The organism is Stenotrophomonas sp. B1-1, from assembly GCF_010894375.1.
Taxonomy (GTDB): domain Bacteria; phylum Pseudomonadota; class Gammaproteobacteria; order Xanthomonadales; family Xanthomonadaceae; genus Stenotrophomonas.
The window spans coordinates 81,787-107,920 of sequence record NZ_JAAIUZ010000012.1 but is presented as its reverse complement, the minus strand read 5'-3'; the positions used below and the strand labels follow the sequence as shown (position 1 = coordinate 107,920).

Annotated in this window: 27 protein-coding genes; 10 read left to right on the top strand and 17 right to left on the bottom strand. The window is 68.9% G+C overall.

The features are described from left to right. Position 1 precedes the first annotated feature (1 nt). From G4G00_RS10220 to G4G00_RS10180, 9 genes are all read right to left on the bottom strand, one after another. Positions 2 to 760: a 2,3-dihydro-2,3-dihydroxybenzoate dehydrogenase gene (locus G4G00_RS10220; RefSeq protein ID WP_164273148.1), complete on the bottom strand. Its 759-nt coding sequence runs from the start codon at positions 758 to 760 to the stop codon at positions 2 to 4. Next, on the bottom strand, positions 751 to 4,644 hold the full coding sequence (locus tag G4G00_RS10215; protein WP_164273145.1) for a non-ribosomal peptide synthetase: 3,894 nt from the start codon (positions 4,642 to 4,644) through the stop codon (positions 751 to 753). Before G4G00_RS10215 ends, G4G00_RS10220 begins: the two co-directional genes overlap by 10 nt. Next, a complete protein-coding gene (locus tag G4G00_RS10210; protein ID WP_108753273.1) occupies positions 4,641 to 4,898 on the bottom strand; it encodes a phosphopantetheine-binding protein in 258 nt (85 codons plus the stop codon). Before G4G00_RS10210 ends, G4G00_RS10215 begins: the two co-directional genes overlap by 4 nt. Continuing rightward, positions 4,898 to 5,530 carry an isochorismatase family protein gene (locus G4G00_RS10205; protein ID WP_108753274.1) on the bottom strand — a complete coding sequence of 211 codons (633 nt, stop codon included), beginning with the start codon at positions 5,528 to 5,530 and terminating at the stop codon, positions 4,898 to 4,900. The genes G4G00_RS10210 and G4G00_RS10205 overlap by 1 nt, the downstream gene beginning before the upstream one ends. After that, positions 5,530 to 7,182, bottom strand: a complete 1,653-nt coding sequence (locus G4G00_RS10200) for an AMP-binding protein (RefSeq protein ID WP_164273142.1) — start codon at positions 7,180 to 7,182, stop codon at positions 5,530 to 5,532. The genes G4G00_RS10205 and G4G00_RS10200 overlap by 1 nt, the downstream gene beginning before the upstream one ends. Then, positions 7,179 to 8,378, bottom strand: coding sequence for an isochorismate synthase (locus tag G4G00_RS10195; protein ID WP_164273139.1), 1,200 nt, complete (start codon positions 8,376 to 8,378; stop codon positions 7,179 to 7,181). The genes G4G00_RS10200 and G4G00_RS10195 overlap by 4 nt, the downstream gene beginning before the upstream one ends. After that, positions 8,375 to 9,571, bottom strand: coding sequence for an MFS transporter (locus G4G00_RS10190; protein WP_108753277.1), 1,197 nt, complete (start codon positions 9,569 to 9,571; stop codon positions 8,375 to 8,377). The genes G4G00_RS10195 and G4G00_RS10190 overlap by 4 nt, the downstream gene beginning before the upstream one ends. Positions 9,572 to 9,729: 158 nt before the next feature. After that, positions 9,730 to 10,059, bottom strand: a complete 330-nt coding sequence (locus tag G4G00_RS10185; protein ID WP_199911365.1) for a DUF3817 domain-containing protein — start codon at positions 10,057 to 10,059, stop codon at positions 9,730 to 9,732. 86 nt (positions 10,060 to 10,145) lie between these two features. After that, positions 10,146 to 11,063 (bottom strand): TIGR03571 family LLM class oxidoreductase, encoded by a 918-nt coding sequence (locus G4G00_RS10180; protein ID WP_108753278.1) that lies wholly within the window; start codon positions 11,061 to 11,063, stop codon positions 10,146 to 10,148. Positions 11,064 to 11,118: 55 nt separating this feature from the next. Between G4G00_RS10180 and G4G00_RS10175 the strand changes: the two genes are divergently transcribed. Further along, positions 11,119 to 11,577 (top strand): GNAT family N-acetyltransferase, encoded by a 459-nt coding sequence (locus G4G00_RS10175; RefSeq protein ID WP_108753279.1) that lies wholly within the window; start codon positions 11,119 to 11,121, stop codon positions 11,575 to 11,577. 9 nt (positions 11,578 to 11,586) lie between these two features. On the opposite strand, the gene G4G00_RS10170 is transcribed toward G4G00_RS10175, so the two are convergent. After that, entirely contained in the window at positions 11,587 to 12,348 is a 762-nt protein-coding gene (locus tag G4G00_RS10170) for an SDR family oxidoreductase (protein WP_108753280.1), read from the bottom strand. A gap of 105 nt (positions 12,349 to 12,453) precedes the next feature. Here G4G00_RS10170 and G4G00_RS10165 point away from each other — a divergent pair, with 105 nt between their 5' ends. Together G4G00_RS10165 and G4G00_RS10160 are read left to right on the top strand one after the other, a co-directional pair. Continuing rightward, positions 12,454 to 13,368 (top strand): LysR family transcriptional regulator, encoded by a 915-nt coding sequence (locus G4G00_RS10165; RefSeq protein WP_108753281.1) that lies wholly within the window; start codon positions 12,454 to 12,456, stop codon positions 13,366 to 13,368. A 100-nt stretch (positions 13,369 to 13,468) separates the two neighbouring features. Continuing rightward, complete coding sequence (locus G4G00_RS10160) at positions 13,469 to 14,983, top strand: thioredoxin family protein (protein ID WP_240336114.1); 1,515 nt, start codon at positions 13,469 to 13,471, stop codon at positions 14,981 to 14,983. 50 nt (positions 14,984 to 15,033) lie between these two features. Here G4G00_RS10160 and G4G00_RS10155 read toward each other — a convergent pair whose 3' ends face one another. Both G4G00_RS10155 and G4G00_RS10150 read right to left on the bottom strand, forming a co-directional pair. Beyond that, a complete protein-coding gene (locus tag G4G00_RS10155; RefSeq protein WP_164273133.1) occupies positions 15,034 to 15,264 on the bottom strand; it encodes a cytoplasmic protein in 231 nt (76 codons plus the stop codon). After that, positions 15,261 to 16,076 (bottom strand): YggS family pyridoxal phosphate-dependent enzyme, encoded by an 816-nt coding sequence (locus tag G4G00_RS10150; RefSeq protein ID WP_164273130.1) that lies wholly within the window; start codon positions 16,074 to 16,076, stop codon positions 15,261 to 15,263. Before G4G00_RS10150 ends, G4G00_RS10155 begins: the two co-directional genes overlap by 4 nt. A gap of 96 nt (positions 16,077 to 16,172) precedes the next feature. On the opposite strand from G4G00_RS10150, the gene ptsJ reads away from it, so the two are divergent. From ptsJ to G4G00_RS10125, 5 genes are all read left to right on the top strand, one after another. Further along, positions 16,173 to 17,480 (top strand): transcriptional regulator PtsJ, encoded by a 1,308-nt coding sequence (gene ptsJ, locus G4G00_RS10145; protein WP_164273128.1) that lies wholly within the window; start codon positions 16,173 to 16,175, stop codon positions 17,478 to 17,480. 51 nt (positions 17,481 to 17,531) lie between these two features. Further along, a complete protein-coding gene (locus G4G00_RS10140; RefSeq protein ID WP_164273125.1) occupies positions 17,532 to 18,284 on the top strand; it encodes a glutamine amidotransferase in 753 nt (250 codons plus the stop codon). A gap of 73 nt (positions 18,285 to 18,357) precedes the next feature. Next, positions 18,358 to 18,987 carry a superoxide dismutase gene (locus G4G00_RS10135; protein WP_164273122.1) on the top strand — a complete coding sequence of 210 codons (630 nt, stop codon included), beginning with the start codon at positions 18,358 to 18,360 and terminating at the stop codon, positions 18,985 to 18,987. Next, complete coding sequence (locus G4G00_RS10130) at positions 18,984 to 19,562, top strand: flavin reductase family protein (protein WP_164273119.1); 579 nt, start codon at positions 18,984 to 18,986, stop codon at positions 19,560 to 19,562. The genes G4G00_RS10135 and G4G00_RS10130 overlap by 4 nt, the downstream gene beginning before the upstream one ends. Then, positions 19,559 to 19,897, top strand: coding sequence for a hypothetical protein (locus tag G4G00_RS10125; RefSeq protein ID WP_164273116.1), 339 nt, complete (start codon positions 19,559 to 19,561; stop codon positions 19,895 to 19,897). The genes G4G00_RS10130 and G4G00_RS10125 overlap by 4 nt, the downstream gene beginning before the upstream one ends. Before the next feature lie 4 nt (positions 19,898 to 19,901). Here G4G00_RS10125 and G4G00_RS10120 read toward each other — a convergent pair whose 3' ends face one another. Together G4G00_RS10120 and G4G00_RS10115 are read right to left on the bottom strand one after the other, a co-directional pair. Beyond that, on the bottom strand, positions 19,902 to 21,056 hold the full coding sequence (locus tag G4G00_RS10120; protein WP_108753288.1) for an acyl-CoA desaturase: 1,155 nt from the start codon (positions 21,054 to 21,056) through the stop codon (positions 19,902 to 19,904). A 12-nt stretch (positions 21,057 to 21,068) separates the two neighbouring features. Then, a complete protein-coding gene (locus tag G4G00_RS10115; RefSeq protein ID WP_240336113.1) occupies positions 21,069 to 22,139 on the bottom strand; it encodes a ferredoxin reductase in 1,071 nt (356 codons plus the stop codon). Positions 22,140 to 22,231: 92 nt separating this feature from the next. Between G4G00_RS10115 and fabR the strand changes: the two genes are divergently transcribed. Beyond that, positions 22,232 to 22,891, top strand: a complete 660-nt coding sequence (fabR, locus tag G4G00_RS10110; RefSeq protein ID WP_108753290.1) for an HTH-type transcriptional repressor FabR — start codon at positions 22,232 to 22,234, stop codon at positions 22,889 to 22,891. Between the two features lie 296 nt (positions 22,892 to 23,187). Here fabR and mntR read toward each other — a convergent pair whose 3' ends face one another. Next, positions 23,188 to 23,649, bottom strand: a complete 462-nt coding sequence (mntR, locus tag G4G00_RS10105) for a manganese-binding transcriptional regulator MntR (RefSeq protein ID WP_108749814.1) — start codon at positions 23,647 to 23,649, stop codon at positions 23,188 to 23,190. 116 nt (positions 23,650 to 23,765) lie between these two features. Here mntR and G4G00_RS10100 point away from each other — a divergent pair, with 116 nt between their 5' ends. Continuing rightward, on the top strand, positions 23,766 to 25,097 hold the full coding sequence (locus tag G4G00_RS10100) for an Nramp family divalent metal transporter (RefSeq protein ID WP_164273109.1): 1,332 nt from the start codon (positions 23,766 to 23,768) through the stop codon (positions 25,095 to 25,097). A gap of 271 nt (positions 25,098 to 25,368) precedes the next feature. On the opposite strand, the gene G4G00_RS10095 is transcribed toward G4G00_RS10100, so the two are convergent. Together G4G00_RS10095 and G4G00_RS10090 are read right to left on the bottom strand one after the other, a co-directional pair. Next, positions 25,369 to 25,695: a thioredoxin family protein gene (locus G4G00_RS10095; RefSeq protein ID WP_108756383.1), complete on the bottom strand. Its 327-nt coding sequence runs from the start codon at positions 25,693 to 25,695 to the stop codon at positions 25,369 to 25,371. Beyond that, a complete protein-coding gene (locus G4G00_RS10090) occupies positions 25,667 to 26,134 on the bottom strand; it encodes a flavodoxin (RefSeq protein ID WP_343161372.1) in 468 nt (155 codons plus the stop codon). Before G4G00_RS10090 ends, G4G00_RS10095 begins: the two co-directional genes overlap by 29 nt.

Genomic DNA, 26,134 nt, shown 5'->3' with positions numbered 1-26,134 from the left:
GTCAGCCGCGCAGGGTGGCGCCGCCGTCCACGTACAGATCACTCATTGCCACGTGGCCGGCCTGCTCGGACAGCAGGAACATCACTGAATGGGCGATGTCGTCCGGGGTCGCCAGCTTGCGCAGCGGAATACCTGCCTTGTAGGTATCCAGGTTGCCCGCGATCACCCGTTCGGCGCCCTGCGCGTCTTCCCACATGCCGGTCTGCATGGAGGTGAGCGTGGAGCCCGGGGCGACGATGTTGCAGCGGATGCCCAGCGGGGCCAGCTCCAGGCCCAGGCAACGGGTGAACATGGTCGCCGCTGCCTTCGAGGCGGCATAGGCGGCCATGCCATGGCGCGGCACGCCGGCCGCGTTCGAGCTGACCGTCACCAGCGCCCCCTGCCGACGCGGTGACATCACCCGCGCCACCGCGCGGCTGACATGGAACACGCCTTCAGCATTGACCGCGAACACGCGGCGCCAATCGGCATCGGTGGTCTGCACCACCTCGCCCACATGCAGCACGCCAGCCACGTTGGCCACCAGCGCAATCGGGCCGATGCGCGCTTCCACCTGGTCCACCAGCGCATCCACTGCACCGCTGTCGGTCACGTCCAGTGCAAAGGCGTGTATCCCACGTGCCTGCGCCACGGGCGCGGCACGATCGGTGGCCACCACCGTGCACCCGGCCGCCGCCAGCAGTTCGACCAGCGCCGCGCCGATGCCCCCGCCAGCGCCGGTCACCAGCGCGACGCGGCCTGCAAACCCGGTCAACTGCATGTTGCGATCTCCTGTTGTTCATCCCAGTGCTGCAGGCGTGCCGACAGCCACGGCGCCAGCTGCGCCACCGCGTCGCGGCCGGTCAGCTCGGCGTGCAGGAACGGCAGTTCCAGCGCCTGTACGTCCAACGCGTGCGCCTGCCACAGCGCCGATTGCAACTGCGGCCGGGCCACGTGGTCGCGCCCAGCCCGCACATGCACCAGCGTGCCTGCGTACGGGCGGTGGTGATGGGACCGAATCAATCGATTGGTGCCGGTCACCGCGCGCACCACGCCTTCCAGCACTACATCCGGCAGGCTGCCCAGCGCGCTGCCGCCCTGGCGCAGGAAGGCCAGGATGGCCTCGCGGCTGTCCAGTTCCGGGTGCGCGTCGGGATCATGCCCGGCAATGGCCAGCAACGCCCGCAGCGCGGCAATCGGGTCGGGCTCGGGTTCGGCCCGCCAGCACTCAGCGGGATAGGCATCCAGCAGCACCAGTTCGCCCACCTCGCGCCCGATGTCGTGCAGGCGTACGGCCATGGCCTGGGCCAGGATGCCACCCACCGACCAGCCCAGCAGATGCACGGGGCCGCGCGGCTGCAGGGCTACCACGCGCTGCACGTAGTCGTTGGCCATGGCATCGATGCTGCCCGGCAGCGGCTGCGCGGGATCCAGCGCAGGCGACTGCAGGCCATACACGGGGCGCGCCGGCTGCAGTGCGCGAGCCAGCGTACGGTAATTCCAGGCGATACCACCGGCCGGGTGCAGCACGAACAGCGGTGCAGGCGCAGGTTCGCCCTCCGCCGCTGCCAGTGCGATCACCGGCCCCAGCGCGTGGTCGGCGTTGGCCGGCGGTTCGGCCAGCCGCGTGGCCAGCGCGGCCACCGTGGGCTGGGCGAACAGCGCCCCCAGGCCCAGCTCGCAGCGCCAGCGCTGTTCGATGGCCAGCAACAGATGCACCGCCGACAACGAGTCGCCGCCCAGGCTGAAGAAATCCGCGTCCACCGGCACCGGCGCATCGCGCCCCAGTGCCTGCGCGAACAGCTGCGCCAGTTCCTGTTCCAGCGGCGTGCGCGGCGCCAGGCCGGCAGCCACCACCTGCGCAGGCGCAGGCAACGCTGCGCGGTCCAGCTTGCCATTGGCGGTGACCGGCCACTGTTCTACCCCCACGAACAGCGAGGGCACCATGTAGTCGGGCACGCGCGCGGCCAGATGGCTGCGCAGCGCGGCCGCATCGTCCAGGCCTGCAGGCACATAGGCCACCAACCGCGGCTCGGCCGGCGCATCGTGGCGCAGCAGCACTTCCACCCGCTGCATGCCGGGCAGTTCGCGCAGCGCCGCCTCGATCTCGCCCAGTTCGATGCGCAGCCCGCGGAGCTTCACCTGGTGGTCGCTGCGGCCGAGGTATTCGACCGCGCCATCCGGGCGCCAGCGCGCCACGTCGCCGGTGCGGTAGATGCGCTCGCCGGGCAGGAACGGATCGCCCAGGAAGCGGTCGGCGGTCAGGTCGTCCCGGCCCAGGTAGCCGCGTGCCAGTTGCACGCCGCCCAGATACAGATCACCCGGCACCCCCACCGGCTGCGGCCGCAGCGCGGCATCGAGCACGTACAGGCGGGTATTCCAGACCGGGAAGCCGATCGGCACCGGACGCGACACATCGTCCGCCGATGCAGGCCAATAGCTCACGTCCACCGCGGCTTCGGTCGGTCCGTACAGATTGTGCAGCTGCGCCCGCACGCGCGCATGAAAGCGGTCGCGCAGCGAGGCATCCAACGCTTCGCCACTGGTGAACACGCGGCGCAGCTGCAGGCCCTGCGCATCCGGCGCGGCCAGGAACGCATCGAGCATGGACGGCACGAAATGCGCGGTGGTGATGCCGTGCGCACGGATCAGCCGCGCCAGCGCGGCGGGATCACGATGCGCCTGCGGCGGGGCCAGCACCAGGGTCGCCCCGCACAGCAGCGGCAGGAAGAATTCCCAGACCGACACGTCGAAGGTGGCCGGTGTCTTCTGCAGCACGCGGTCATCGGCACTGAAGCCGTAGTGCTCGCGCATCCACAGCAGGCGGTTGACGATGGCGCGGTGCTCGATGACCACGCCCTTGGGCTCGCCGGTGGAGCCGGAGGTGTAGATCACATAGGCCGCATCGTGCGCGTCGGGCGCCGGCCATGGCGCGGCGAAGCTGACATCGGTCCACTGCGTGGGTGCCAGTACCGGCACACCCGCCAGGCGCGGCGCGGTGTCCGCTTCGCCCAACACGCACAGCGGCTTGGCCGAACCCAGGATGCGCGCCAGGCGCTCATCAGGACGGTCCAGATCCAGCGGCAGGTAGGCGGCGCCTGCGCGCAGCACGGCCACCAGCGCGATCACCAGTTCCAGCGAACGCGGCAAGGCCACGGCCACCCGCGTGCCCGGGCCGGCGCCCAGCGCGCGCAACTGCGCGGCCAACGCGAAGCTGCGCGCTTCCAGGGTGGCGTGGTCCAGCGTCTGCGCGCCCAGCACCAGCGCAGGCGCCTGCGGGTCGCGATCCATGCCCTGGCGCAGCAGCTCGGCCAGGGTGGTGTGTGGCAGCGGGTGGTCGGTGGCGTTGAAGCCATGCACCAGCTGCTGTGTTTCTTCGGGCGTGGCCAGTGGCACATCGCCGATGTCGTCGGCCTGCAGCGCCGCCGACAAGAAATGCAGCAGGCGCTGCGCATGCGCCTGCAGGTCCTGCGCGCCGTACAGCGCGGGATTGGCTTCGATCTCAAGATCCAGCATCTGCTGGCCATCGCCACGGAAGCCCAGGGTCAGCTCATCCACCGGGCCGGTGCACAGCACCTCCAGGGTGGCCTGCACACCGGGCACCGCCAGCGGGCGGTAGAACGGCTGCACGTTCACCAGCGGCCCATGCAGGCGCTGCTGCGCCCCCACCAGGCCCAGGTCGCGGCGCAGCTGTTCACCCCGGTAACGGCCGTGTTTGCGGCCCTGGCTGAGCTGACGGCCCAGCGCGCGACAGTGCGATTCCACGTTGCCTTCGGCGGCGGCAACGCGCAGCGGCAGCACGTTCATCACCATCGCCGGCACGCGTGCCGAGGCGTTGCCGAGCCGGCCCATGTAGGGAATGCCCAGCACCACTTCATCGGCCGCGCCCATGCGCCGCAGATACTCGGCGGTGAGCCCGGTCAGCACATCCGGCCACGGCTGCAGCCACGCCGCAGCGGTCTGCATCAGGCGCTCACGGAAGCTGCTGTCCAGCGGCTGCACCCAGCGCAGCGCATCGTCGCTGGCCGCGGCGGTGCCCGCCAGGCCCACGCCCGCCGGCGCCCCCTGCAGCTGCGCATGCCACCACTGCCGGGCCAGGTCACGCCGTGGATCGGCACGATACGCCGCATCGTCGGCCAACACGCCATCCAACGCAGGCAGCGCGTCACCGGGCCGGCCGGCATACAGCGCGCACACGCGATCGCTGAACAGGGCCATGCCATAGCCATCGGTGGCCAGATGATGCACGCGCAGGTACCAGACCCAGCGCTGCGGGCCCAGCTGGAACAGCACCTGCCGTGCCAGACGGTCGCGGGTGGGATCGACCGCCGTCAGTCGGTCCGCCTGCATCGCCGCGCGCGCGGCCGCGTCCGGATCGGCTGCGCCGGAAACATCGTGGAGTTGCAACGTCGGCACATGTGCCGGATCGTGCCATTGCAGGGGCTCGCCCTGTGCGTGCTGGCCGAAGCGGAGTGCGAACGCCTGCGCCTCGGCCGCCGCCTGGTTGGCCGCGGCCACAAAGGCGGGCACGTCCAGCGCACCGTCCATCCACACCGCATGGGCGGTATTGAAGGCCGGGCTGAGCGGTGCCAGCCGCTGCGCGTACCACAGCCCGGTCTGGGCTTCGGTCAGGGCAACGGCCGTGGCCAGCACTGCCGCGCTCATGCCGCCTGCGCAGCCTGCAGTCGCTGCACCACCGTCCACCACTGGCGCAGCGTGCTGTGTTCGGCCAGCTGCGAGAATTCCAGCGGCAGGCCGGTATTGCCCCAGGCCAGCACCAGGCCGAGCATGCGCATCGAATCCAGGTCCAGATCCATCAGGTTGTCATCGTCACCGATCTCGGCCGGCGTGCAGTCCAGCACCCGCGCCAGGTCGCCGCGCATGCGTTCCAGGGTCAGCGGTTCAGCGCCTACGCTCATCACAGCAGCTCCAGCAGTCGGTCGGTAGTCATCGGCACCCCGCAGGTGCGGGCGATCCAGTACAGCGCCTGGTCGTGGTCGGCACGCGAGAAATCGGCCACGGCATCGGCGGCGATGAAGGCTTCGATATCACGCTGGAAGGCCTCGGCCACGGTCGCCGTGCAGCCGATATGGGCGTAGACGCCGGTGACCAGCAACTGATCGCGGCCGCGTACGCGCATCAGCGTTTCCAGGTTGCTGCGCTGGAACGCGCTGTAGCGGTGCTTGACCAGCACGTGCTCGCCTTCCTGCGGCGCCAACGCGTCGATGATCGCTTCATGCGCTTGCCCGCGCTGCATGCCCGGGCCCCACAGATCGGCCTGCAGGCCACGGTCGCGCCGGTCCTGGTTGCCATGCTGGGCGGTGTAGAACACCGGAATGCCGTGCGCGCGGCAATGCGCCAGCAGCCGCGCGATGTTGGCCACGGCCGGCTGCAGCGGTGCCTGTTCGCCATCGAAGGCGGCCAGGAAGTAGCGCTGCATGTCGTGCACCAGCAGCGCCACGCGGTCGCGCTGGGGCTGCCAGGGGCCGCGTGCAACCGGCAGTTCGCTGGACGTCGGCAGCGCGTAGGGGGTAATGCGGGGCAGCGCCATCAGCGCGTTCCTCCTGTCTGTTGCAGATGACGCGCGCGCAGCTGCGCACGCAGTTCGCGGCGGCTGATCTTGCCGACCGCCGTGGTATCGAAACTGTCCACGAACAGCACCTGATCGGGCACCTTGAACGCGGCCAGGCCTCGGGTGCGCATCCACGCCTTCAGCGCCGGCGCCTTGATCGGCTCGCCCTGGGCAATGACAAAGGCACAGCTGCGCTCGCCCAGATACTCATCGGGAATGGAGACCACGGCCGCGTCGAACACGGCCGGGTGCGCCAGCAGATGGTCTTCGATCTCTTCGGCCGAAATCTTCTCGCCAGCGCGGTTGATGTGGTCGCCTGCCCTGCCCTGCACCACCAGGTAGCCGCCAGGCAACTGCTGGACGCGATCGCCGGTGCGATAGAAACCGTCGTCGGTGAAGGCGCGTGCATTGGCCACCGGATCGTTGTGGTAGCCATTGATGGTGTACGGGCCGCGGGTGATCAGGTGGCCGACCTCGCCTTCGGCCACCGGCTGGTCGTGGTCATCGACCACGCGCACTTCGTCGTCGGGACTGATCGGCCGGCCCTGGCAGGCCACGATCAGTTCCAGCGGATCGTCCAGCCGGGTGTAGTTCACCAGCCCTTCGGCCATGCCGAACACCTGCTGCAGCGTGCAACCCAACCCGTCCACCACGCGCCGCGCGGCTTCGGGCACCAGCTTGGCACCGCCCACCTGCAGCACCTGCAGGCTGGAAATGTCCTCGCTGCGACTGGCTGCCGCCTGCGCCCACAGCAAGGCCAGCGGTGGCACCAGGCCGCAGCAGGTCACTTTTTCGCGGGCAATCAGCGGGAATGCGGCGTCAGGCCCGGGGCCCGGGCTCATCACCACGCGCGCACCGGCGTACAGCGCACCGAAGAAGCCGGGCGAGCTCATCGGGAAATTGTGCGCGGCCGGCAGGGCCACCAGGTACACGCTGTCACGGTCGATGCCGCAGATCTCGTTGCTGGCGCGGAACGAATAGAGGTAATCGTCGTGCGTGCGCGGAATCAGTTTGGACAGGCCAGTGCTGCCACCGGAAATCTGCAGGAAGGCCACCGACTGCGGGTCAGGGTCTGCCGGCAGCGTGCCGCGGTCGCCCTGCAGCGCATCCAGCGCGGTGAACTCGGCCGCCTCGCCATCGATCACCACCTGCTGCACGGCCGGCGCTGCCGCCTGCAGGGCACGCGCCAGTTCACGGTGATCGAAGCCTTCGTGCAGCGCCGTGGTGACGTAGGCACTGACCTGGGCCTTGGTCGCGAAATGCACCAGCTCGGTGATGCGGTGCGCCGGCAGCGCGTACACCGGAACCAGCCCGGCGCGGAACAGGCCACAGGCCACGCTGATGAAGCTGGCGGTGTTGCCCAGCTGCAGCAGCACCCGGTCGCCCGGCTGCAGCCCCTGCGCCAGCAGACCGGCACCGATGCGTCCGGCTTCATGCCACAGCTGCGCGTAGGTCAGGCGGGTATCCCCGGCGACCACGGCGACATCGTCGGCATAGCGTTCGGCGCGCTCGCGCAGGAAGCCGGGGAAGGTTTCGTCGCGCCAGTAGCCGGCCTGGCGATAGCGCTGCGCGCGCTCGGCCGGCCAGACCTGCTGCAGCGGAACACGGTGGGAAACAGAAGGCGTGGTCATGACAGGATTTCCTGCAGCGGCGCAGGGTCATGGACCCCCAGCGCATTCAACAAGGCGGTGAACTTGGCCGCCGTTTCGGCCACTTCGGCCTGCGGCGAGGATTCGGCGACGATGCCGGCGCCGGCATACAGCCGCAGCTGGCGGCCCTGCAGTCGCGCACAGCGGATCGCAACGTACCAGTCACCATCGCCCTGCGCGTCGAGCCAGCCCACGGCACCGGCGTAGAAGCCGCGCGGCACCGGTTCCAGGGCGCGGATGCGCTGCAGCGCGGCCTGTTGCGGCGTGCCGCACACCGCCGGGGTGGGATGCAGTGCGGCCAGCAGCAACGCCGCCGGCGTGGACGGATCATCCAGTGTGGCGTGGATGCGCGTGCCCAGGTGCCACATGCTGGCGGTGGCATGCAGCACCGGGCGCGGCTGCGCGTCCACCTGGCGGCACCACGGTGACAGCGCGGCCACGATGGCCTCGACCACGTGGCGGTGTTCGTCGTGATCCTTGCGCGAGGCCAGCAGCGCCTGCGCAGTGGCCTGGTCCTGGGCGGGGTCAGCACTGCGTCGTGCCGAACCGGCCAGCGGATGCGACAACACCTGGGCGCCACGCTTGCGTAGCAGCAGCTCCGGCGTTGCGCCCACCAGCCAGGCCGGTGGCTGTGCCGGGTCGACCGGCAGCGGCACCGCGTAGGTCGCCACCGAGGGATCGGCGCCCAGCCGTGCCAGCAGCGCATCCGGCGCCAGCGGCTGCTGCGTCTGCGCCAGCAGGCTGCGAGCCAGCACCACTTTCTGCAACGGGTCATCACTGGCACGCAGGGCCAGCACCGCCTGCGCCACCGCATCGGCATAGGCCTGTGCGGACGGCTCGGCCTGCAGCGCCCCCTGCAGTACCGGCGCGGCCTGTGGCCGCAGCGGCAGCGCCGGCAACAGGCGCTCGGGTTGGTACAAGGCATCGTCGGCGCGCGGCTCGAACGGTACCGCGCCCACCAGCAGCCCCGGGCCACCGCGCTGCTGGCTGAAGAAATCCGCTACGCGGTCGGCCAGCGTGGTCAGTGCGCCGGCAGGGAGCCGCGCACGGCAGCCGCGCGCATGCACCTGCTGGCCCGCCTGCTGCAGCACGAACAGGTCGGCCTGATCGGCGTTGATTGCTGCGTCGGCCAAGGGCGCTTCGTGGTTGCGATCACCCAACACGATCGAATCGTTCATGCGGCCTCCGCGCGACGGTGGGCCAGCGCCAGTGCGCACAGCAGCAGAAGCAGCACGCCCACCATCAGGTACGGCAGGCTGGCGTTGGCGCGGTACAGCAACGTGCCCAGCATCGGCCCGACCACCATGCCCACGCCCTGCGCGGCGGCCACGGTACCGGCGGCGGCACCCTGCTCGTGCGGTTCCACCGCGTCGGCAGCCAGCGCCTGGAAGGACGGGAATACGAAGCCCATGCCGAAGGCCGCGATGGCGTAGGCCGCCGGCAACTGCCAGGGCTGCTGCACGGCCGCCACCGAGGCGAAGCCCAGGCCGCCGATCAACGCGCCCAGCGCGATCCAGCGCCGCGGATGCACGTCCAGCTTCATCACCAGCACCTGCGCCAGGATCAGGCCGAGGCCCACCGCGGTGAGTGCGATGCCGGCCATGCGCGCGCCGGCGGCGGCGTCCAACGCCAGCCGATCAATCGCAAAGAAGCCGACCGTGACCTGGGCGATGGTGACCGAGATCATGGCCAGCAACGCGGTCAGCTGCGGAAGCCGCACGCGTGCATCCATGCGCGCCAACGGCGTGCGCTTCTGCGCCGCGTTGGCCGCCACCGGCGGCGTGGCCGGCAGGCGCCAGGCCAGCAGCGCCAGCGCCAGCAACGGCAGCAGCGCGGCGGCGTACAGGGCCAGCGGCAGATTGCGGTAGGCCAACCAACCGGCCGCGGCCGGGCCCAGTACCATGCCCAGCGCATTGGCGCTGCCCAGTCGCGCCAGCAACTGCGTGCGCTGGCCCGGTGGTGACTGGTCGGCGATCAGCGCCGCAGCCGTTGGCGGCACCGCCGCATAGAACAGGCCGATCAGGCCGCGCGTGCCAACCAGCACCACCACCGACACCAGCACCGCCGGCACCGACTGCAGCGCGCGGTCGATGAACACCGCCAGGCCGATGTAGACCACCGTATACGCACTCATGGCCAGCAGCAGCACACGCTTGCGACCAATGCGGTCACTCAGCAGGCCCCACGGGCGTGCAGCGAGCATCCACAGCACACCAGCGGCGGTAACCGACAGACCGGCATGCCATTCGGCCAGGCCCAGCAAGCGCACCACCGGGCCGATGACCGCGACGAAGGACATCATCGCCATGGTGCCGATCAGGGCAGCCAACACCAATGCCGGCAGACCGGCGACGACGGGACGTGCATTCATGGAACACCAGCCGTTTCAGGAAAGGAGCGCGGGCGCCTTGCGGGGCCCGTCTGGCGCGACACCGTCAGGCGTGCATCCAGCGCTCAAATGATAACGGCTCGTATTTGCATTTGATACCCATTCACTTGAACGGGACAGCAACGTGCGCTTGCGCAGGCTCAGCCGACGCTACGCGCCGACAACAGGCCCCGGCGGCGGAACCACCATTCCAGCGGCAGCGTGACCAGCGGCGGAATCGCCGCCAGCAGGGCCAGGCCGGTGGCCCACCACGGCCAGCGCAGGCGCAGCGCCGCCAGCAGGCTGACCGCCACGTAGACCAGGAAGGCCCCGCCATGCAGCGGACCAAACACCTTCACCAGCGCCACGGTGTCGGCCGGGCCGTACTTCAGCCACATGCCCAGCAGCAGCCCGGCCCAGGTAAGCGCCTCGATGAAGGCAACGATGGCGAACGCGCGCCCGAACGGGTGCAGGGGGGAACGTTGGGTCACGAAAGGCTCCGGGCCGGGGAATCAAACGCGAATGATACGCAGATGCGAACGCCAGCAGGAACCCGCCATGCCCGGCGGCCGCCCCCTCACAGCCCGACCGACGCGATCTCCTCAAGCACGGCCTGCACCGGGCGCCCGTTATCGACCAGGTTGAACATCACATGCGCCACGCCCTGCGCATGCACGCGCTGCAGATACGCCTGCAGACCGTGGCGGCCCACTTTCATGCCCAATGGCAATGGCGTGGCCGGCGCGTGCGGATCGGCCTGCAGATCCAGCTGCATGGACTGCACGAACGGCTTGGCGGTGCCGGCCTGCGCCAGCGCCTGCTGCCACAGCCCGATGCGGCCTTCCTGTGCGCCTTCTTCGCGATGATAGGTGGCCCAGCCCTCGGCGTCGCGTGCGATCCACTGCAGGCTCTGCCGCGCCGTTCCCACCACCAGCATGGGAATACGCTGCTGCGGCGGCGGCAGTACCGCAAAGCCGCCGGTGGCATCGGCCAGCTCGGCCTGCGCGTGCGCGTCGGGCGACAGCGCCGCGCGCAACACCGACCAGCGCTGGCGGAACGCCGCACCGCGATGGTCCAGGTCTTCGCCGAACGCGGCGAACTCTTCCGGGCGGTCACCCGAACCCAGGCCGAGGATGAAGCGGCCTTCGCTGATCCGGTCCAGGCTGCGCGCGGCCTTGGCCACATGCAGTGGATGCCGCAGCGGCAGCACGATGGCCGCGCTGCCCAGCGCGATGCGTTCGGTGGCGCCAGCCAGCGCCGCCAGCCACAGGAACGGATCGTCCAGTGTACTGGCCGTGGCATCGGGCCCCTGCGGCACCATCAGCGGCACATCGCGCGCCCATAGCGCGGCAAAGCCCAGATCGTCGGCCAGCCGTGCGTGCGCACGTGCGCTGCGCAGGTCGGCCAGACCGTGCGCGGCCAGCGGGGTCATCAGGCCCAGACTGAGGCCCTGCGATGGAAACACCCGCGCATGGGCGGCATTGAAATCGCTCATGCAGGCAGCTTAGCGTGGCAGGCTGACCGCCACGCCACCACAGGAAGAACACTGCATGCACAGGATCCGCCCCGCCCTCGCCCAGGACACCCCGGCGATCAGCGCCGTGTGCATGGCCGCGTTCGAACAGGCGGTGGCGCCCACGCTGGGCGCGCAGGGCGTGGCCACGTTTACCGCAGTGGCCGCGCCCGCCGCCTTCGGCGATCGCCTGCAGGGCGACAACCACATTCTGGTGGCCGAACAGGACGCGCGCATCGTGGGCGTGGTGGAACTGAAGGAGGGCCGCCACCTGGCGATGTTGTTCGTGGCCCCGGCCTGCCAGGGCCAGGGCATCGGCCATGCGCTGCTGCAGGCGGTACTGCCGCACCTGCGCACGCCGCAGATGAGTGTCAGCGCGTCACTGAATGCCGTGCCCACCTACCAGCGCTACGGCTTCGTGCTGGATGGCGAAGTGGCCGAATCGCACGGACTGGTCTACCAGCCGCTGACCCTGGCCGCCCCGCCCCGGCACTGAGCGCGCTGATCAGACGAACATGCCGCCGGACGCTTCCACGCGCTGGCCATTCACCCAGCCGGTGACCGGCGACAGCAGCGCCACCACCACCGGGCCGATGTCATCGGGCAGGCCGGCGCGGCCCAGCGCGGTGATCGACGACACCATGGCATTGGTCTGCGCATCGTCGCGCACGCGGCCGCCGCCGAAGTCGGTCTCGATGGCGCCCGGCGCCAGCGTGTTGGCGCTGATGCCACGCGCGCCCAGTTCGCGTGCCAGATAGCGGGTGAACACTTCAATGCCGCCCTTCATCATGGCGTAGGCGGAACTGCCGGGCAGCGAGAAGCGCGCCAGCCCGCTGGACACGTTGAGGATGCGACCGCCATCGGCGATCAGCGGCAGCAGCGCCTGGGTGAGGAAGTACGGGCCCTTCAGGTGTACGGCCACGGCGTTGTCGAACTGCGCCTCGGTGGTGTCGGCAATCGGCGCGTACAGGCCTTCACCGGCATTGTTCAAAAGGCCCTGCAGCGCCGTGGCACCCCAGCCCTGCAGCACGTTCTGCAGTTGCGTGGCGAAGGCGGCGAAGCCGGCGCTGTCGGCCATGTCCAGCGGAAGCGCCGCAGCACGACGGCCCAGCGCCTGGATCTGCTGCACGACCTGTTCGGCCGCGTCGGCCTGCGCGCGGTAGGTAATGACGATATCGGCGCCATCGGCGGCCAGCGCCAAGGCGGCGTTACGGCCCAGGCCGCGGCTGCCGCCGGTAACAAGGACAACACGGGAAGAAGACGTCATGACGGTGCACCTGGTTGCGGAGGAAGTGGGACCAGACTATTGGGATTGCCGGGCGCCATAAATCGCGCGATCCTGATTTGACTGTTCAACCTGGCCAAACAATCCATGGACCGCCTTGATACCCTGCGGGTCTTCCTGCGCGTGGCCGAGCTGGGCTCGTTCACCCGCGCGGCCGACGGCCTGGGCCTGCCCAAGGCCAGTGTTTCCCAGGCCATCCAGCGCCTGGAGGCCGAACTGGGCACCCAGCTTCTGCACCGCACCACCCGCCGCGTTCACCTGACGGCCGACGGCACCCAGCTGCAGCAGCGTGCCCATGATCTGCTGGACGACATGGAAGAACTGCAGGGCTTGTTCCGCCGCCAGACCAGCGAACTGAGCGGGCGCCTGCGGGTGGACATGCCCGGCGGCCTGGCGCGCAACCTGGTGATTCCGCAGCTGCCGGGCTTCCTGGCCCAGCACCCGGCGCTGGAAGTGGAACTGAGCGCGACCGACCGCCGCGTGGATGTGGTGCGCGAAGGCTTCGACTGCGTGCTGCGGGTCGGCAACCTGGACGACAGCAGCCTGGTTGCGCGCCCACTGGGCCACATGCACATCGTCAACGTGGCCAGCCCGGCCTATCTGGCCGCGCGCGGTGTGCCGCGCGAACTGGCCGACCTGGACCAGCATGCGCTGGTGCATTACGTGGGCACGCTGGGCCAGCGCTCGCCGGGGTTTGAATACTTCGATGGCCAGCAGTACCGCAGCTGGCCGATGCGCGGCGCGCTGACGGTGAACAATGCCGACGGCTACAGCGCCGCCGCACTGGCCGGGCTGGGCATCATCCAGGTACCGGAAATGGGCGCCCGCCAGGCGCTGCGCGAGGGCCGGCTGGTACAGGTGCTGCCCGACTGCGTGGCCGAACCGATGCCGGTGAACCTGGTCTATGCGCAGCGCCGCCATCTGCCCCGCCGCGTGCAGGCCTTCATGCACTGGCTGGCCGGCCTGCTGGCCGACGAACTGCAGGCGGCGCGGGCCCCCTGACCCGCATATGCCGGCAGGCACGGCCGTCATGCTCAAACTGCATCAACCGCAGGGGGCGGCCTTCCTACAATGCGTCATTCCCCCAACGGACCGCCCGCCGATGCGCACTGCCCTTTCCGTCCTGCTGCTCGCCTCGGCACTGAGCGCCTGCTCGCCCGCGCAGGCCCCGGTTGCTTCGACCAATGCGGCCAGCGCCGCGCCGGCCACGGCCATCGCCTGGCGCCAGGGCGACGTGGACGATGCCTTCAATGAAGCAGCCGAGAGTGGCAAGCCGGTGCTGCTGTACTGGGGCGCGGTGTGGTGTCCGCCCTGCAACCAGCTGAAGGCCGGGCTGTTCAAGGATCCGGCCTTCATCGCCCTGACCGGAAAGTTCGTGCCGGTCTACCTGGACGGCGACGAGGAAGGCGCGCAGGCCTGGGGCGAGCGCTTCGGCGTGCGCGGCTATCCCACGCTGATCGTGCTGGACCCGCAGCGCAATGAGATTACCCGGGTGGCCGGCGGCAACGATGCGGCCGAACTGACCCGGGTGCTGACCGTGGCCGCCGGTCGCCGCAGCGCGGTGGCCGACACCCTGGCCACCGCCCTGGCCACGCCCGCCAAACTGGGCAGTGAGGACTGGCAGGTACTGGGCGACTACGGCTGGGAAGTGGACGCCAACAAGCTGGCCGGCACGCGCAGCAGTACCGATGTCTTGAGTGCACTGGCCTCCGCCGCGCCCGAGCCTGCGTTGCAGCGCCGCTTCGCGCTGCTGGCACTGGCTACGGCCGAGACGCCGCGCAGCGCCCCGACCGCCACCCGCGAACTGCTGGAGGCCGTGCTGGCACAGCCGGCCGAGGTGCGCCGCAATCGCGAGCTGCTGGGCTATGCCGGTGCCAAGCTGGTGAAACTGGCCAGCGCCGGCCCCGCCACCGAGCAGCGCCTGGGCCAGCAGCTGCTGGTCGCGCTGGAACGCGCCGACGCCGCCCAGGGCAACCGTGCCGACGACGCCCTGTCGCGTGCGCTGACCGAACTGGCATTGGCCCGCCAGCAACAACCCGAAGGCGCGCTGCCGCCCGCGCTTGTCGCGCAGGTGAAACAGCGCGTGGCCGCCGCCGATGCCGCCGCCAGCGATGCACACGCACGCCAGGCCACGATCAGCAGCGCGGTGTACGCCCTGCGCCAGATCGGCGATGACGCCGGTGCCGAAGCGCTGCTGCTGGCCGAGATCAAGCGCAGCGAGCAGCCCTACTACTACATGCCCGAACTGGCCGAACTGGCCGAGCAACGCGGCGACACCGCCGGTGCGCTGGAATGGCTGAAGCGTGCCTATGAAGGCGCACAGGGTCCGGCCACGCGCGTGCAATGGGGCGTGCTGTACGTGGAAGGCCTGCTGCGGCTGGCCCCGCAGGATGCACCCCGCATTGAACAGGCCACCGATGCGTTGATTGCCGAACTGCAGGGCCAGCCGTCGGGCTACCACCAGCGCACGCGGCAGCGTTTCGAGCGGCTGGCGGCGCAGTTGAAGACCTGGAGCGGCAAGCACCAGGGCGCGCAGACCCTGGCCCGCCTGCAGCAGCGCATGCAGCAGGTCTGCGGCGAGCAGAGCGACGGTGCGTGCCGGGATTGGTTGAGTTGAGCGGCGTGTCCACCAAGGTGGACACCTACCGACGGACAACGGGGCCGTTGTCAGGTCAGGTCGATCGCTCTGAACTGCAGCTCGCGGTAAAGCACCTTGATGCCTTCAGCAGACGCCTCGACCAGTCGCTTCTCGTCGTAGCTGGCCAGCGTCTCGACCCGATAGTCCGCGCTCAAGCGGTCCACCAGCTCCCGTAGCTCCTCCCGGCGGGTGGACGTTCCCGTTTCAAAGTGCCCGAGCAGGCGATCGCCCCGGTACAGGTTCAGTCGGTACACCGTCATACCCCGCTCCCCTCGCCATGGGAAGGCCAGTAATGGGAATCAGGCGTGGCGCGGGCGCCGAAAATGGCCTGGCCTACGCGCACAACCGTGGCGCCTTCTTCAATGGCGATCTCGTAATCGCCCGACATCCCCATGGACAACTCGTCCAGTGACACCCCGTCGATGGCCTCTTGCTGCAGGCGCTCTCTCAGCTGCCGCAGGCGGATGAAGCACAGGCGCACCTGTTCGGGTTGCGCCGAGAGCATGGCCAAGGTCATCAAGCCCCGCACGCGCAGCGAACGGTAGGGTGCCAACTGGCGCAGGAATCCCGGCACGCTGTCGATGTCCAGCCCGTACTTGCTGGCTTCACCTGACGTATTGACCTGCACGAAGACGTCCAGGCCACGCCCTTCGATCTGCAGCCTGCGGTCCAGCGCTTCGGCCAGTTTCAGGCTGTCCAGCGCCTGGAACTCATCGGCGAACCGGGCGACCACCTTGGCCTTGTTGGTCTGCAGATGGCCAATGATCGACCACTTCAGCGCCGGCAGATCCTGCGTCGCTTCCCATTTCGCCACGGCCTCCTGGACCTTGTTCTCGCCCAGCATCCGGCAGCCCCCCGCAAAGGCGCGGCGCACGGTGGCTTCCGGCTTGGTCTTGCTGACCGGCAGCAGCCTGACACTGGCCGGGTCGCGCCCAACGCGCAGGCAGGCCGCGTCGATCCTGGACTGCACCGTGGCCAGGTTCGCCACGATGTCCTGCACCGTGGTCGCCTCGGGCCACAGGCCGTGTAGGTCGTGCCGTGTGCCTGTCTGTGGGTTGCCGCCGGTAGTCATTCAATGCCTCACGTGGGGTGGTTGCCGCTTCGCGCCCTGCGCGACGGCATCCGTGTTATTGTCCTAGGCCAATAAGCTATCACGTCCCAGGACACTGTGGAAATCGTAGGCACCTCGGCTGCGGCCATCTTCGAAAGCGTTCGTGGCCTGGTCCAGGCCGGGCAGCTGCGGGCCGGGCAGGAGCTGCCGACGGTGCGGGATCTGGCGGCCTCGCTGGGCGTGAACCGCAATACGGTTTCCAGCGCCTACAAACGCCTGGTCAGCGCAGGGGTTGCGACCACACAGGGCCGCCTGGGCACGACCATTCGTGACCCGATGCGCCTGGGCGAAGCCGAGGGAACCGTTCCGGGATGCAGGTTGACTGACCTGGCCGGAGGCAACCCGAACCCGGAGTGGCTGCCGGACATCGTGCAGGTGCTTGGCCAACGGCCCCAGCCGCCTGCGCTGTACGGGGCGCCGGCGGTGCATCCGGAGCTGGAAGCGCTGGCCACCGCGTGGATGCAGGGCGACTGCCCGCCCGCGTTCCAGATGGACATCACCGGGGGCGCGGTAGACGCGGTGGAGCGGCTTCTCGCCTGCCATCTGGTGCCCGGCGACAAGGTGGTCGTTGAGAACCCCTGCTTTGTCAGCAGCGTGAACACCCTGCGCGTGGCGGGTCTGCAGCCTTCCCCTGTCGACATGGATGCCGAGGGCATGATCCCGGCGGCGCTGGAGGAAGCACTTGCCCGCGGGGCGCAGGCCGTGATCCTGACGCCCCGTGCGCAGAATCCCACGGGATGTTCGCTTGGTGCCACGCGCGCGGCCGAGATCCGGGCCGTACTGTCACGCCGTCCCAATGTCCTGGTGATCGTTGACGATCACTTTGCACTGCTCGCTACGAACGACTATTTCGATGTGATTCCTGCCGATGCGCGGCGCTGGGCGCTGGTCAGGTCCGTCTCGAAAGCGCTGGGCCCCGACCTGCGCCTGGCGCTCGTTGCCAGCGACGCGCAGACCTCCAGCCGACTGCGGCTTCGATTGGCTGCCGGCGCCCACTGGGTCAGCCATCTGCTGCAACAGGCGGTGATCGGCTGCCTTGGCTCGCCCACGGTCAACGCCCAGATTGCAGACGCGCGCGACGGCTATGCGGACAGACGCTCGCTGCTGGTCCAGCTTCTGCACGAACGCGGTATCACCACCGCTGCGTCCGGCGATGGGCTCAACGTCTGGATTCCCCTTGAAACCGACAGCCAGCCGCTGGTCATCGAACTGGCCAAGCACGGCTGGCTGACCCGGGGTGGCGAGTCGTTCGGGGTGCATGCGCCGTCGCACGGCCTGCGTCTGACCATTTCCTCACTCGCGCCCGATGATGCGGTGCGCTTTGCCGATGACCTGACCGCTGCAATGCAACGTCTCGCGCTGTAGCGCGCCGTCCTCGCACCCACCCCACACGCCGCTCAACCCAGGACGCCACCGATGCAGGTTCACTTCGTCATCCATGAAGCCTTCGAGGCGCCCGGCGCGTATGCGCAATGGGCCGACAGCAGGGGCCACGGAACAAGCTTCACTCGACTGCATGCGGGCGATCAGCTGCCGCCCGATGCCAACGCCCACGACATGCTGATCGTCATGGGCGGCCCGCAATCCCCGGCGACGACCCTCGACGAGTGCCCGCATTTCAACGCCGCAGCAGAGACGCACCTGATTGCAGCGTTTGCCGCGGCGGGCAAGCCGGTGGTGGGCGTCTGCCTGGGCGCGCAGTTGATCGGCGAAGCCCTGGGTGCGGCCTTCGAGCACAGCCCGGACACGGAAATCGGCACGTTCCCGATCACCCTGACCGCCGCAGGGCGTGCCAACCCCACGTTCGCCCACTTCGGCGATACGCTCGACGTTGGTCATTGGCACAACGACATGCCCGGCCTGACCGCCGCTGCCACGGTCATCGCCCAGAGCGAAGGCTGCCCACGGCAGATCGTGCAGTACGGCCCCTTGGTGTATGGCTTTCAATGCCACATGGAATTCAATCGCGAGGTGGTTGCATTGCTGATTGCCGCGTCCACGCAGGAGCTCGACGCCTTGCGTTCATCGCGCTTTGTCCAGCAGTCGGCCGAGCTGCTGGCGCAGGACTACGACGGCATGAACGAGGTCCTCTTCACGTTCCTGGACAAGCTCGAAGCCACGTTCGAAGGTAGCGCCGGGCCACGCCCGGCGAGCGCAGCGGATGCTTGACCTCAACCAACGTTGAGGTGCGATAACAGTGCTCCCCCGGCCAGACACCTGGCCACCCACGGAGACTGTTGCAATGCCGTACTCGCTTCCCGCCCTGCCCTACGCCTACGACGCGCTGGAACCGCACTTCGATGCGCTCACCATGGAAATCCACCATGGCAAGCACCACCAGACTTACATCAACAACCTCAACGCTGCCCTGGAACAGGCCGGGCTGCCGGCCACGCCGGTGGAAGACCTGATTGCCGACTTGGAGGCCCTGCCCGAAGCGCTGCGCCTGCCGGTCCGCAACAACGGCGGCGGCCATGCCAACCACAGCCTGTTCTGGTCGGTGCTGAACCCGGCCGGCGGCACCCCCGGCGCCGCAGTGGCCGCAGCGATCGAACGCGACCTGGGTGGTTTCGATGCCTTCAAGGACGCCTTCAGCAAGGCCGCGCAGACCCGCTTCGGCAGCGGCTGGGCCTGGCTGACCAGCGATCGCAGCGGGCGGCTGCAGATTGAAAGCAGCGCCAACCAGGACAACCCGCTGATGGGCGCGGCCGTGGGCCTGTCCGGCAACACGCCCATCCTGGCGCTGGATGTCTGGGAGCACGCCTACTACCTGCACTACCAGAACCGTCGCCCGGACTATATCGGCGCTTTCTTCCAGATCATCCACTGGGCCGAAGTGGAGCGTCGCTACACACAGGCGATGCACGCATGAGCGCCGAAGGCATGCCCTATGCCGGGCCGTGGGCGGGGGTCTACCCCGCCGCGGCCGTGCAGCCGTCGGTCGCGCTGGCACCGCGCGCCCTGCGGCGGTTGCTGGGCCACTACCCCACCGGCGTGGCGATCGCCACCACCCGCGACGCGCGCGGCAAGCTGCACGGCCTGACCATCAACTCGTTCGTGCCGGTTTCGCTGCAGCCGCCGCTGGTGTCGTGGACCCTGGCACTGCACGCGCACAGCCTGAAGGCCTTCCAGCGCGCACCGCAGTTTGCGATCAGCGTGCTGGGCGCGCACCAGGTGGCGCTGGCACGCCAGTTCGCCGACCCACTGGTGCGCGATCGCTTCGAAGGCGTGCCGCTGCTGGATGAGGACGACGGCCTGCCGCCGCGCATTGCCGGCGCGGTGGCACACCTGGTGTGCAGCCGCCATGCGCACTGGCCGGTGGGCGACCATCTGCTGCTGGTGGGTCGCGTGCTGCAGGCCAGCGACGCCGACCGGGCTCCGCTGCTGTTCCATCGCGGGCGCTTCCAGGCCGGATCGCTGCAGCCCGTGTTCGAGGTCATCCCATGAACATGCAGGCCCTGGAGGCGCTGCTGGCGGCGGGCAAGGACAGCGCGCTGCTGCGCTTCGGCCTGGGCAAGGGCTGGCTGGATGCCGGTGACGCGCTGCGCGCGGCGATGCATCTGGGCCGCTGCGTGGCCCTGGACCCGCAGTACTCGGCCGCGTGGAAGCTGCTGGGCAAGGCATGGCTGGCCGGTGGCCAGCCGGGCGCTGCGCGCGCCGCCTGGGAACGTGGGCTGTGCGTGTCCGGCAGCAAGGGCGACCAGCAGGCGCAGCGGGAAATGCAGGTGTTCCTGCGCCGCCTGGACCGCGCCGGCGGCGCCGCCCAGGCACAGGCGGGCTGAGCGATCAGCCCGCGTTGGCCGGTGCCGGGCTGGGCGACGACAGGATGTCGGCCAGCGGCAGGCGGCGCGGCTTGCTGGGGAAGGCATGGCGCAGGATGCGCCAGACCACCTGGCCGAACTGGCGCGGCAGCGAGCCGTTGTTGTAGTGCTGGCCGTAGCGGCGGCAGATGTCCTTCACTTCCTTGGCAATGGTCGCGTAGCGGTTGGCCGGCAGATCGGGATAGAAGTGATGTTCGATCTGGTGGCTCAGGTTGCCCGACAGCACGTTGATGATGAAACCACCGCTGATGTTGGACGAGCCGCGCAGCTGGCGCAGGTACCAGTGGCCGCGCGATTCATTGCGCAGGCATTCCTTGGGGAAGGTTTCCGATTCGGCGGTGAAATGGCCGCAGAAGATGATGACGTAGGTCCAGATGTTGCGCAGGCCGTTGGCCACCAGGTTGCCCAGCATCACCGGCAGGAAGAACGGGCCGGCCAGCAGCGGGAAGAACACGTAGTCCTTCAGCACCTGGCGCAGCATCTTGCGCGCCACCGGGCGGGTCTGCAGCCACATGGCGCGGCTGCTGATGCGGCCCTTGAACCAACGGCCCAGGCGCAGGTCCTGCGCGGCCACGCCCCACTGGAACAGCAGCGCGAAGATCGGCGCGATGATCGGCTGCAGCAGGTAGAACGGCTTCCAGCGCTGTTCGGGGAAGATGCGCAGCAGGCCGTAGCCGATGTCATCGTCCATGCCGCGCACGTTGGTGTATGTGTGGTGGCGGAAATTGTGGGTCTTGCGCCAGTTGTCACCGGTGGCGACGATGTCCCATTCGTAGGTGTTGCCGTTGAGCTTGGGGTCGCCGGTCCAGTCGTACTGGCCGTGCATCACGTTGTGGCCCAGCTCCATGTTTTCCAGGATCTTGGCCAGCGCCAGCAGCAGCGTGCCGGCGATGCAGGCCGGCCACAGCAGCGGCGCCCAGAACAGCGGCGAGAACGCGCCCAGGAACAGCAGGCCACGACCGAGCACGCCGGACCAGCGCACGGCAGCAGCCACGCGGCGGATGTAGCGGGTGTCGGACGCACCCAGGCTGCCGATCACACGGTCGCGGATCGCGTCGAGTTCCCTGCCGAAGGCATCCATCTCCACGGGGCTCAGGGCACGGTCAGTAGCGCGGGTCATGGCAACGGTTCCTCAGAGATCCAAAGTCAGGTCGGTGGTCGGCGCACTCACGCAGATCCGTACCGGGGCGGCCGGGCCAGACTGGGTTTCGCCGGTGCGCAGGTGGCGGGTGCCGCCACTGACGCCTTCGCAGGTGCAGGTATTGCAGATGCCCATGCGGCAGCCGTGCTTGGGCTTGATGCCCTGCGCTTCCAGGCTTTCCAGCAGCGAGCGGTTGCGCGGTACTTTCAGCTGGCGGCCGCTGCGGGCCAGGGTCAGGGCCACTTCGCCCTCGCTGTCGGCGCCGGTGATCGGCGCCGGCGGGGTGAAGGCCTCGGCCTGGAAGCCGGCCACCTGGTGGGCCAGGCGCGCACGCGCGGCGGCGACGAAACCGTCCGGGCCGCAGGCCAGCACATGGCGCTGGGCCAGCGGGGTGTCATCGCCGGGCACCATCAAGGTGTGGCGATCGATGCGCGCGGCCGGGGCCTCGCCCTCGCGGGTGGTCAGCAGGTGCACGCGCAGGTTCGGGGTGGCCGCAGCCAGCGCCAGCAGTTCATCACGGAACTGCTGGCTTGCCGCCGTGCGTTCCCAATAGAACAGATCCACCGGCGCCGCCAGAGGGCGCTGGCAGGCCTCGCGCAGCAGGCTGCGCATGGGGGTGATGCCGCTGCCGGCGGCCAGCAACAGCACCGGCGCTGCGGCAGGCATGTGGAAATCGCCGAAGGCGGCATCCAGGCGGAACAGATCGCCCGGGCGCGCGTGGTGCAGCAGGTGCTGGCTGACCTGCCCGCCTTCCACGCCCTTGACGGTAATGGCCAGTTCGCGGCGCCCGATCATCGTCGGGCTGTAGCTGCGGCGCAGGATGCGCCCACCCAGCTCCACGCCCAGGGTGATGTGCTGGCCGGCACGCATGCCCTTCCAGTGCCGGTTGCAGCGCAGGATCAGGGTGGTGGCGCCCTCCCCGGCCGGTTCACGCCGCACCAGGCGGGCCAGGGGCTCGCGCAGGGTCCACAGCGGATTGAGCTGGCCGGCCCAGAAATCGAACAGCGACGGCGACAGCCAGCGGTACGGAGAGAACAGGGACGGACGGATGACAGCGCTCATGGGGCCACTATACGGGCGCACATACACCTGTGTATACATGTGTATATTGAACCGGATTGGGTATGATTCAGCCTTGTCCCCCCGGAAGTCCCATGGCCGCTGCCACCGCCCTGACGCCGCCCGAAGATGCCAACAGCCCGGCCCGCCGTACGGTGAGCCGCGAGGACCTGTTGGCCGCCGCGCTGAAACTGATTGGCCCGCACCGCAGCCTGTCAACGCTCAGCCTGCGCGAAGTGGCACGCGAAGCCGGCATTGCGCCCAACAGCTTCTACCGCCAGTTCCGCGACATGGACGAACTGGCCGTGGCGCTGATCGATGTGGCCGGGCGCTCGCTGCGCACCATCATTGGTGAGGCCCGCCAGCGCGCCACCTCCAGCGCGACCAGCGTGGTACGGGTGTCGGTGGAAACTTTCATGGAACAGCTGCGCGCCGACGACAAGCTGCTGCACGTGCTGCTGCGCGAGGGCGCGGTGGGGTCGGACGACTTCAAGCACGCGGTGGAACGCGAGCTGCACTACTTCGAAGAAGAGCTGCAGCACGACCTGGTGCGCCTGGCCGCGCTGGATGGCGCCAAGCTGTACAAGCCGGAGCTGGTGGCCACCGCCATCACCCGGCTGGTGTTCGCCATGGGCGCTACCGCCATGGACCTGCCGCCGGAAAAAGACCCGGAACTGATCGAACAGATTTCCACGATGATCCGCATGATCATCGTCGGCGCCCGCAGCCCGGCCGCGTTCCGCCGCGGCCGGTAAGTGCCGGGGTCGGCCTGCGGCCAGTAGGTCCACGCCATGCGTGGATCTACTGTGTCGACCAAGGTCGACACCCACCAAAGCAGAACACCCTTCCAACAGTTCGCGGGAAACTGTCGAAGGCGGGGTGGGTCCGGTTGAGGGGGCGTGAGCGCCATGGATGGCGCGACCGAGGCTACATGGACGTATTTACGTCGCCCCCCTCAACCGGACCCACCCCGCCATCCAACGGATAGCCGGCTTTTGCCGTTGCCGTTGATCTGCAGCGGGTGCAGGGCTGCAAGCCCTGCGCACAAACCTCAGCCCTCGGCCTTGCGCACGAAGGCTTCGAACAACGCCAGGGTCTGTTCGCTCACATGGTGCTCGATGCCCTCGGCATCACGGCGGGCGGTATCCGGATCTACACCCAGCGCCAGCAGGAAGCGCTCCACGGTCTGGTGGCGCTGGCGACTGGCATGGGCCAGCGCCTCGCCCTCCGGGGTCAGGAACACGCCACGGTAAGGCCGCTGTACCACCCAGCCATCACGCGCCAACCGGCGCAGCATCTTGGCCACGGTGGGCTGGGCCACGCCCAGTCGGGTGGCGATATCGACCTGGCGGGCTTCACCGCCATCGGCCAGCAGGTCGGAAATCAATTCGACATAGTCTTCCACCAGTTCCATACGGTGTGCCTCGCGCACCTGGCGGAAGCTCTCGACCTGGCGCTCGGCCTCGATCAAGGGGGTGGCTTTTGCCGTTGTCGGATCGTCCTTCCTGCGCACGCGTCTGCCCGCCCTTCCAGTCATGCCTGTATTCAAAGCTGAATTCTGGACCAGTGACACGGCAAAGACGATTGTTTCACATTGCTAATCGGTATAGCAGTGGCTATATTGCACCCATGAGCACTGTCGCGCAAACCGACTCCCCGGCCGCCCCTGCGGCCAGTCTGGGCGCGCTCAACGCGTCGGTGGCCGTACCCGACAAGGGCCATTGGTGGTTCCGCCTGCTGGCGTTCATCGGCCCGGGCTACATGGTGTCGGTTGGTTACATGGACCCGGGCAACTGGGCCACCGACCTGGCCGGCGGCTCGCGCTTCGGCTATCTGCTGCTGTCGGTCATCCTGATATCGAACCTGATGGCGGTGATCCTGCAGGCGCTGTCGGCGCGGCTGGGCATCGCCACCGGCATGGACCTGGCCCAGGCCTGCCGTGCGCGCTACCCCAAGCCGGTGAACCTGGCGCTGTGGGCGCTGTGCGAAGCGGCGATCATCGCCTGCGACCTGGCCGAGGTGATCGGCACGGCCATCGCCCTGAAGCTGCTGTTCGATCTGCCGCTGCTGTGGGGTGCGGTGATCACCGCGCTGGACACGCTGCTGGTGCTGCTGCTGATGAATCGTGGCTTCCGCGCCCTGGAAGCCTTCGTGATCGCCCTGCTGATGATCATCTTCGGCTGCTTCCTGGTGCAGATCGCGCTGGCCGCGCCCCCGGTGATGGAAGTGCTGGGCGGCTTCATTCCGCGCGCGCAGGTGGTGACCGATCCGCACGCGCTGTACATCGCCATCGGCATCATCGGCGCCACGGTGATGCCGCACAACCTGTACCTGCATTCGTCGATCGTGCAGACCCGCGCCTACCCGCGCACCGATGAAGGTCGCCGCAGTGCGCTGCGCTGGGCGGTGACCGACAGCACCATCGCGCTGACCCTGGCGCTGTTCATCAACGCCAGCATCCTGATCCTGGCCGCGGCGGTGTTCCATGCCAACGGCCGCCTGGATGTGGAAGACATCGAGCAGGCACATCAGTTGCTGGCACCCATGCTGGGCGTGGGCCTGGCATCGACCCTGTTTGCGGTGGCCCTGCTCGCTTCGGGCCTGAATTCCACGGTGACCGCCACCCTGGCCGGGCAGATCGTGATGGAAGGCTTCCTGCGCCTGCGCCTGCCGCCCTGGCTGCGGCGGCTGATCACCCGCCTGCTGGCGATCATTCCGGTGGTGGTGGTGATCGTGCTGTTTGGCGACCAGGGCGCGGTGAAGCTGCTGGTGCTGAGCCAGGTGGTGCTGTCGATGCAGCTGCCGTTCGCGATCATCCCGCTGGTGCGGCTGGTGACCGACAAGGCCACGATGGGCGCCCTGGTGGCGCCGCGCTGGCTGGGCGGCACCGCGTGGGTGATCGCACTGCTGATCGTGAGCTTGAACGTGAAGCTGCTGGTGGACACCTTCGCCGGCGGCTGAGCCCGGTAGATCCACGCCATGCGTGGATGCCCCTGTAGAGTCGAGCCATGCTCGACTGATCGGCCATCGCGCGAAGGGCAGTCGAGCACGGCTCGACTCTACAAAAGCGGGTGCGCGAAGCGCGGATCCGACCCCGGCAGATCCACGCCATGCGTGGATGCTCTTGTAGAGTCGAGCCATGCTCGACTCATCGTTCATCGTTCATCGTGCATCGCGCGCGGAGCAGTCGAGCACGGCTCGACTCTACAAAAGCGACCCCGGCCGATTGGGGTTACAGATGCTGTGCGATCGCGGCTTCAATCTGCTGCGGCGACTGGAAACCGGGCAGGCGCGCGCGCTCGTCGCCATCACGAAACAGCGACAACGTAGGCGTCTGCCGCAGGCCCAACTGGCGGAAGAAGGCTTCACCGACCGCTTCCAGCTGCACCCGCAGCAGGGTGGTGCCCTGCCCGGCCGCGCTGGTGGCCACCCGATGCAGCGACATGTCCAGCATGCGGCAGCCGGGGCAGTCGTCCTTGTGGAAATCCACCAGCACCCGTGGGTGCTCGGCCAGCAGCTGCTGGAACTGTTCAGGCGTGGTGGCGTTGATGATCTGCATCGGCGGTACTCCAATAATGCGCCAGGACCGCGGCGGTCCACTCGGCGATGGCAGCGGCATGGCGCTCACCATGCGGCATCTGTTCAATCCGCAGCGGCGGATAAGTGCTGTTGAAATAGCGGATCAAGCGCTGCACGGCGCCGCAGTAGTACTCCTGCCCCCACTGCGTTTCACCGGTGCCGAACACCGCCATCTGCGCCGGCCGCTGCCCGCGCTCAGCGGTGGCGGCAATCCAGGCCTTCATTTCCGACGGCGTGCGCCCGGCGTTGTCGGTCCAGCTGCCCAGCAGCACCAGATCGGCCTGGTCTGCGGCCAGTGCTTCCGACGGATCTGCGGCATCGGCCTCCTGCCAGTACACGGCGTGCCCCGCCGCGCGGCAGCGGCCGGCGATCATCCGCCCCAGTTCGCGCGTGTTGCCACTGAGCGAAGCCACCACGAT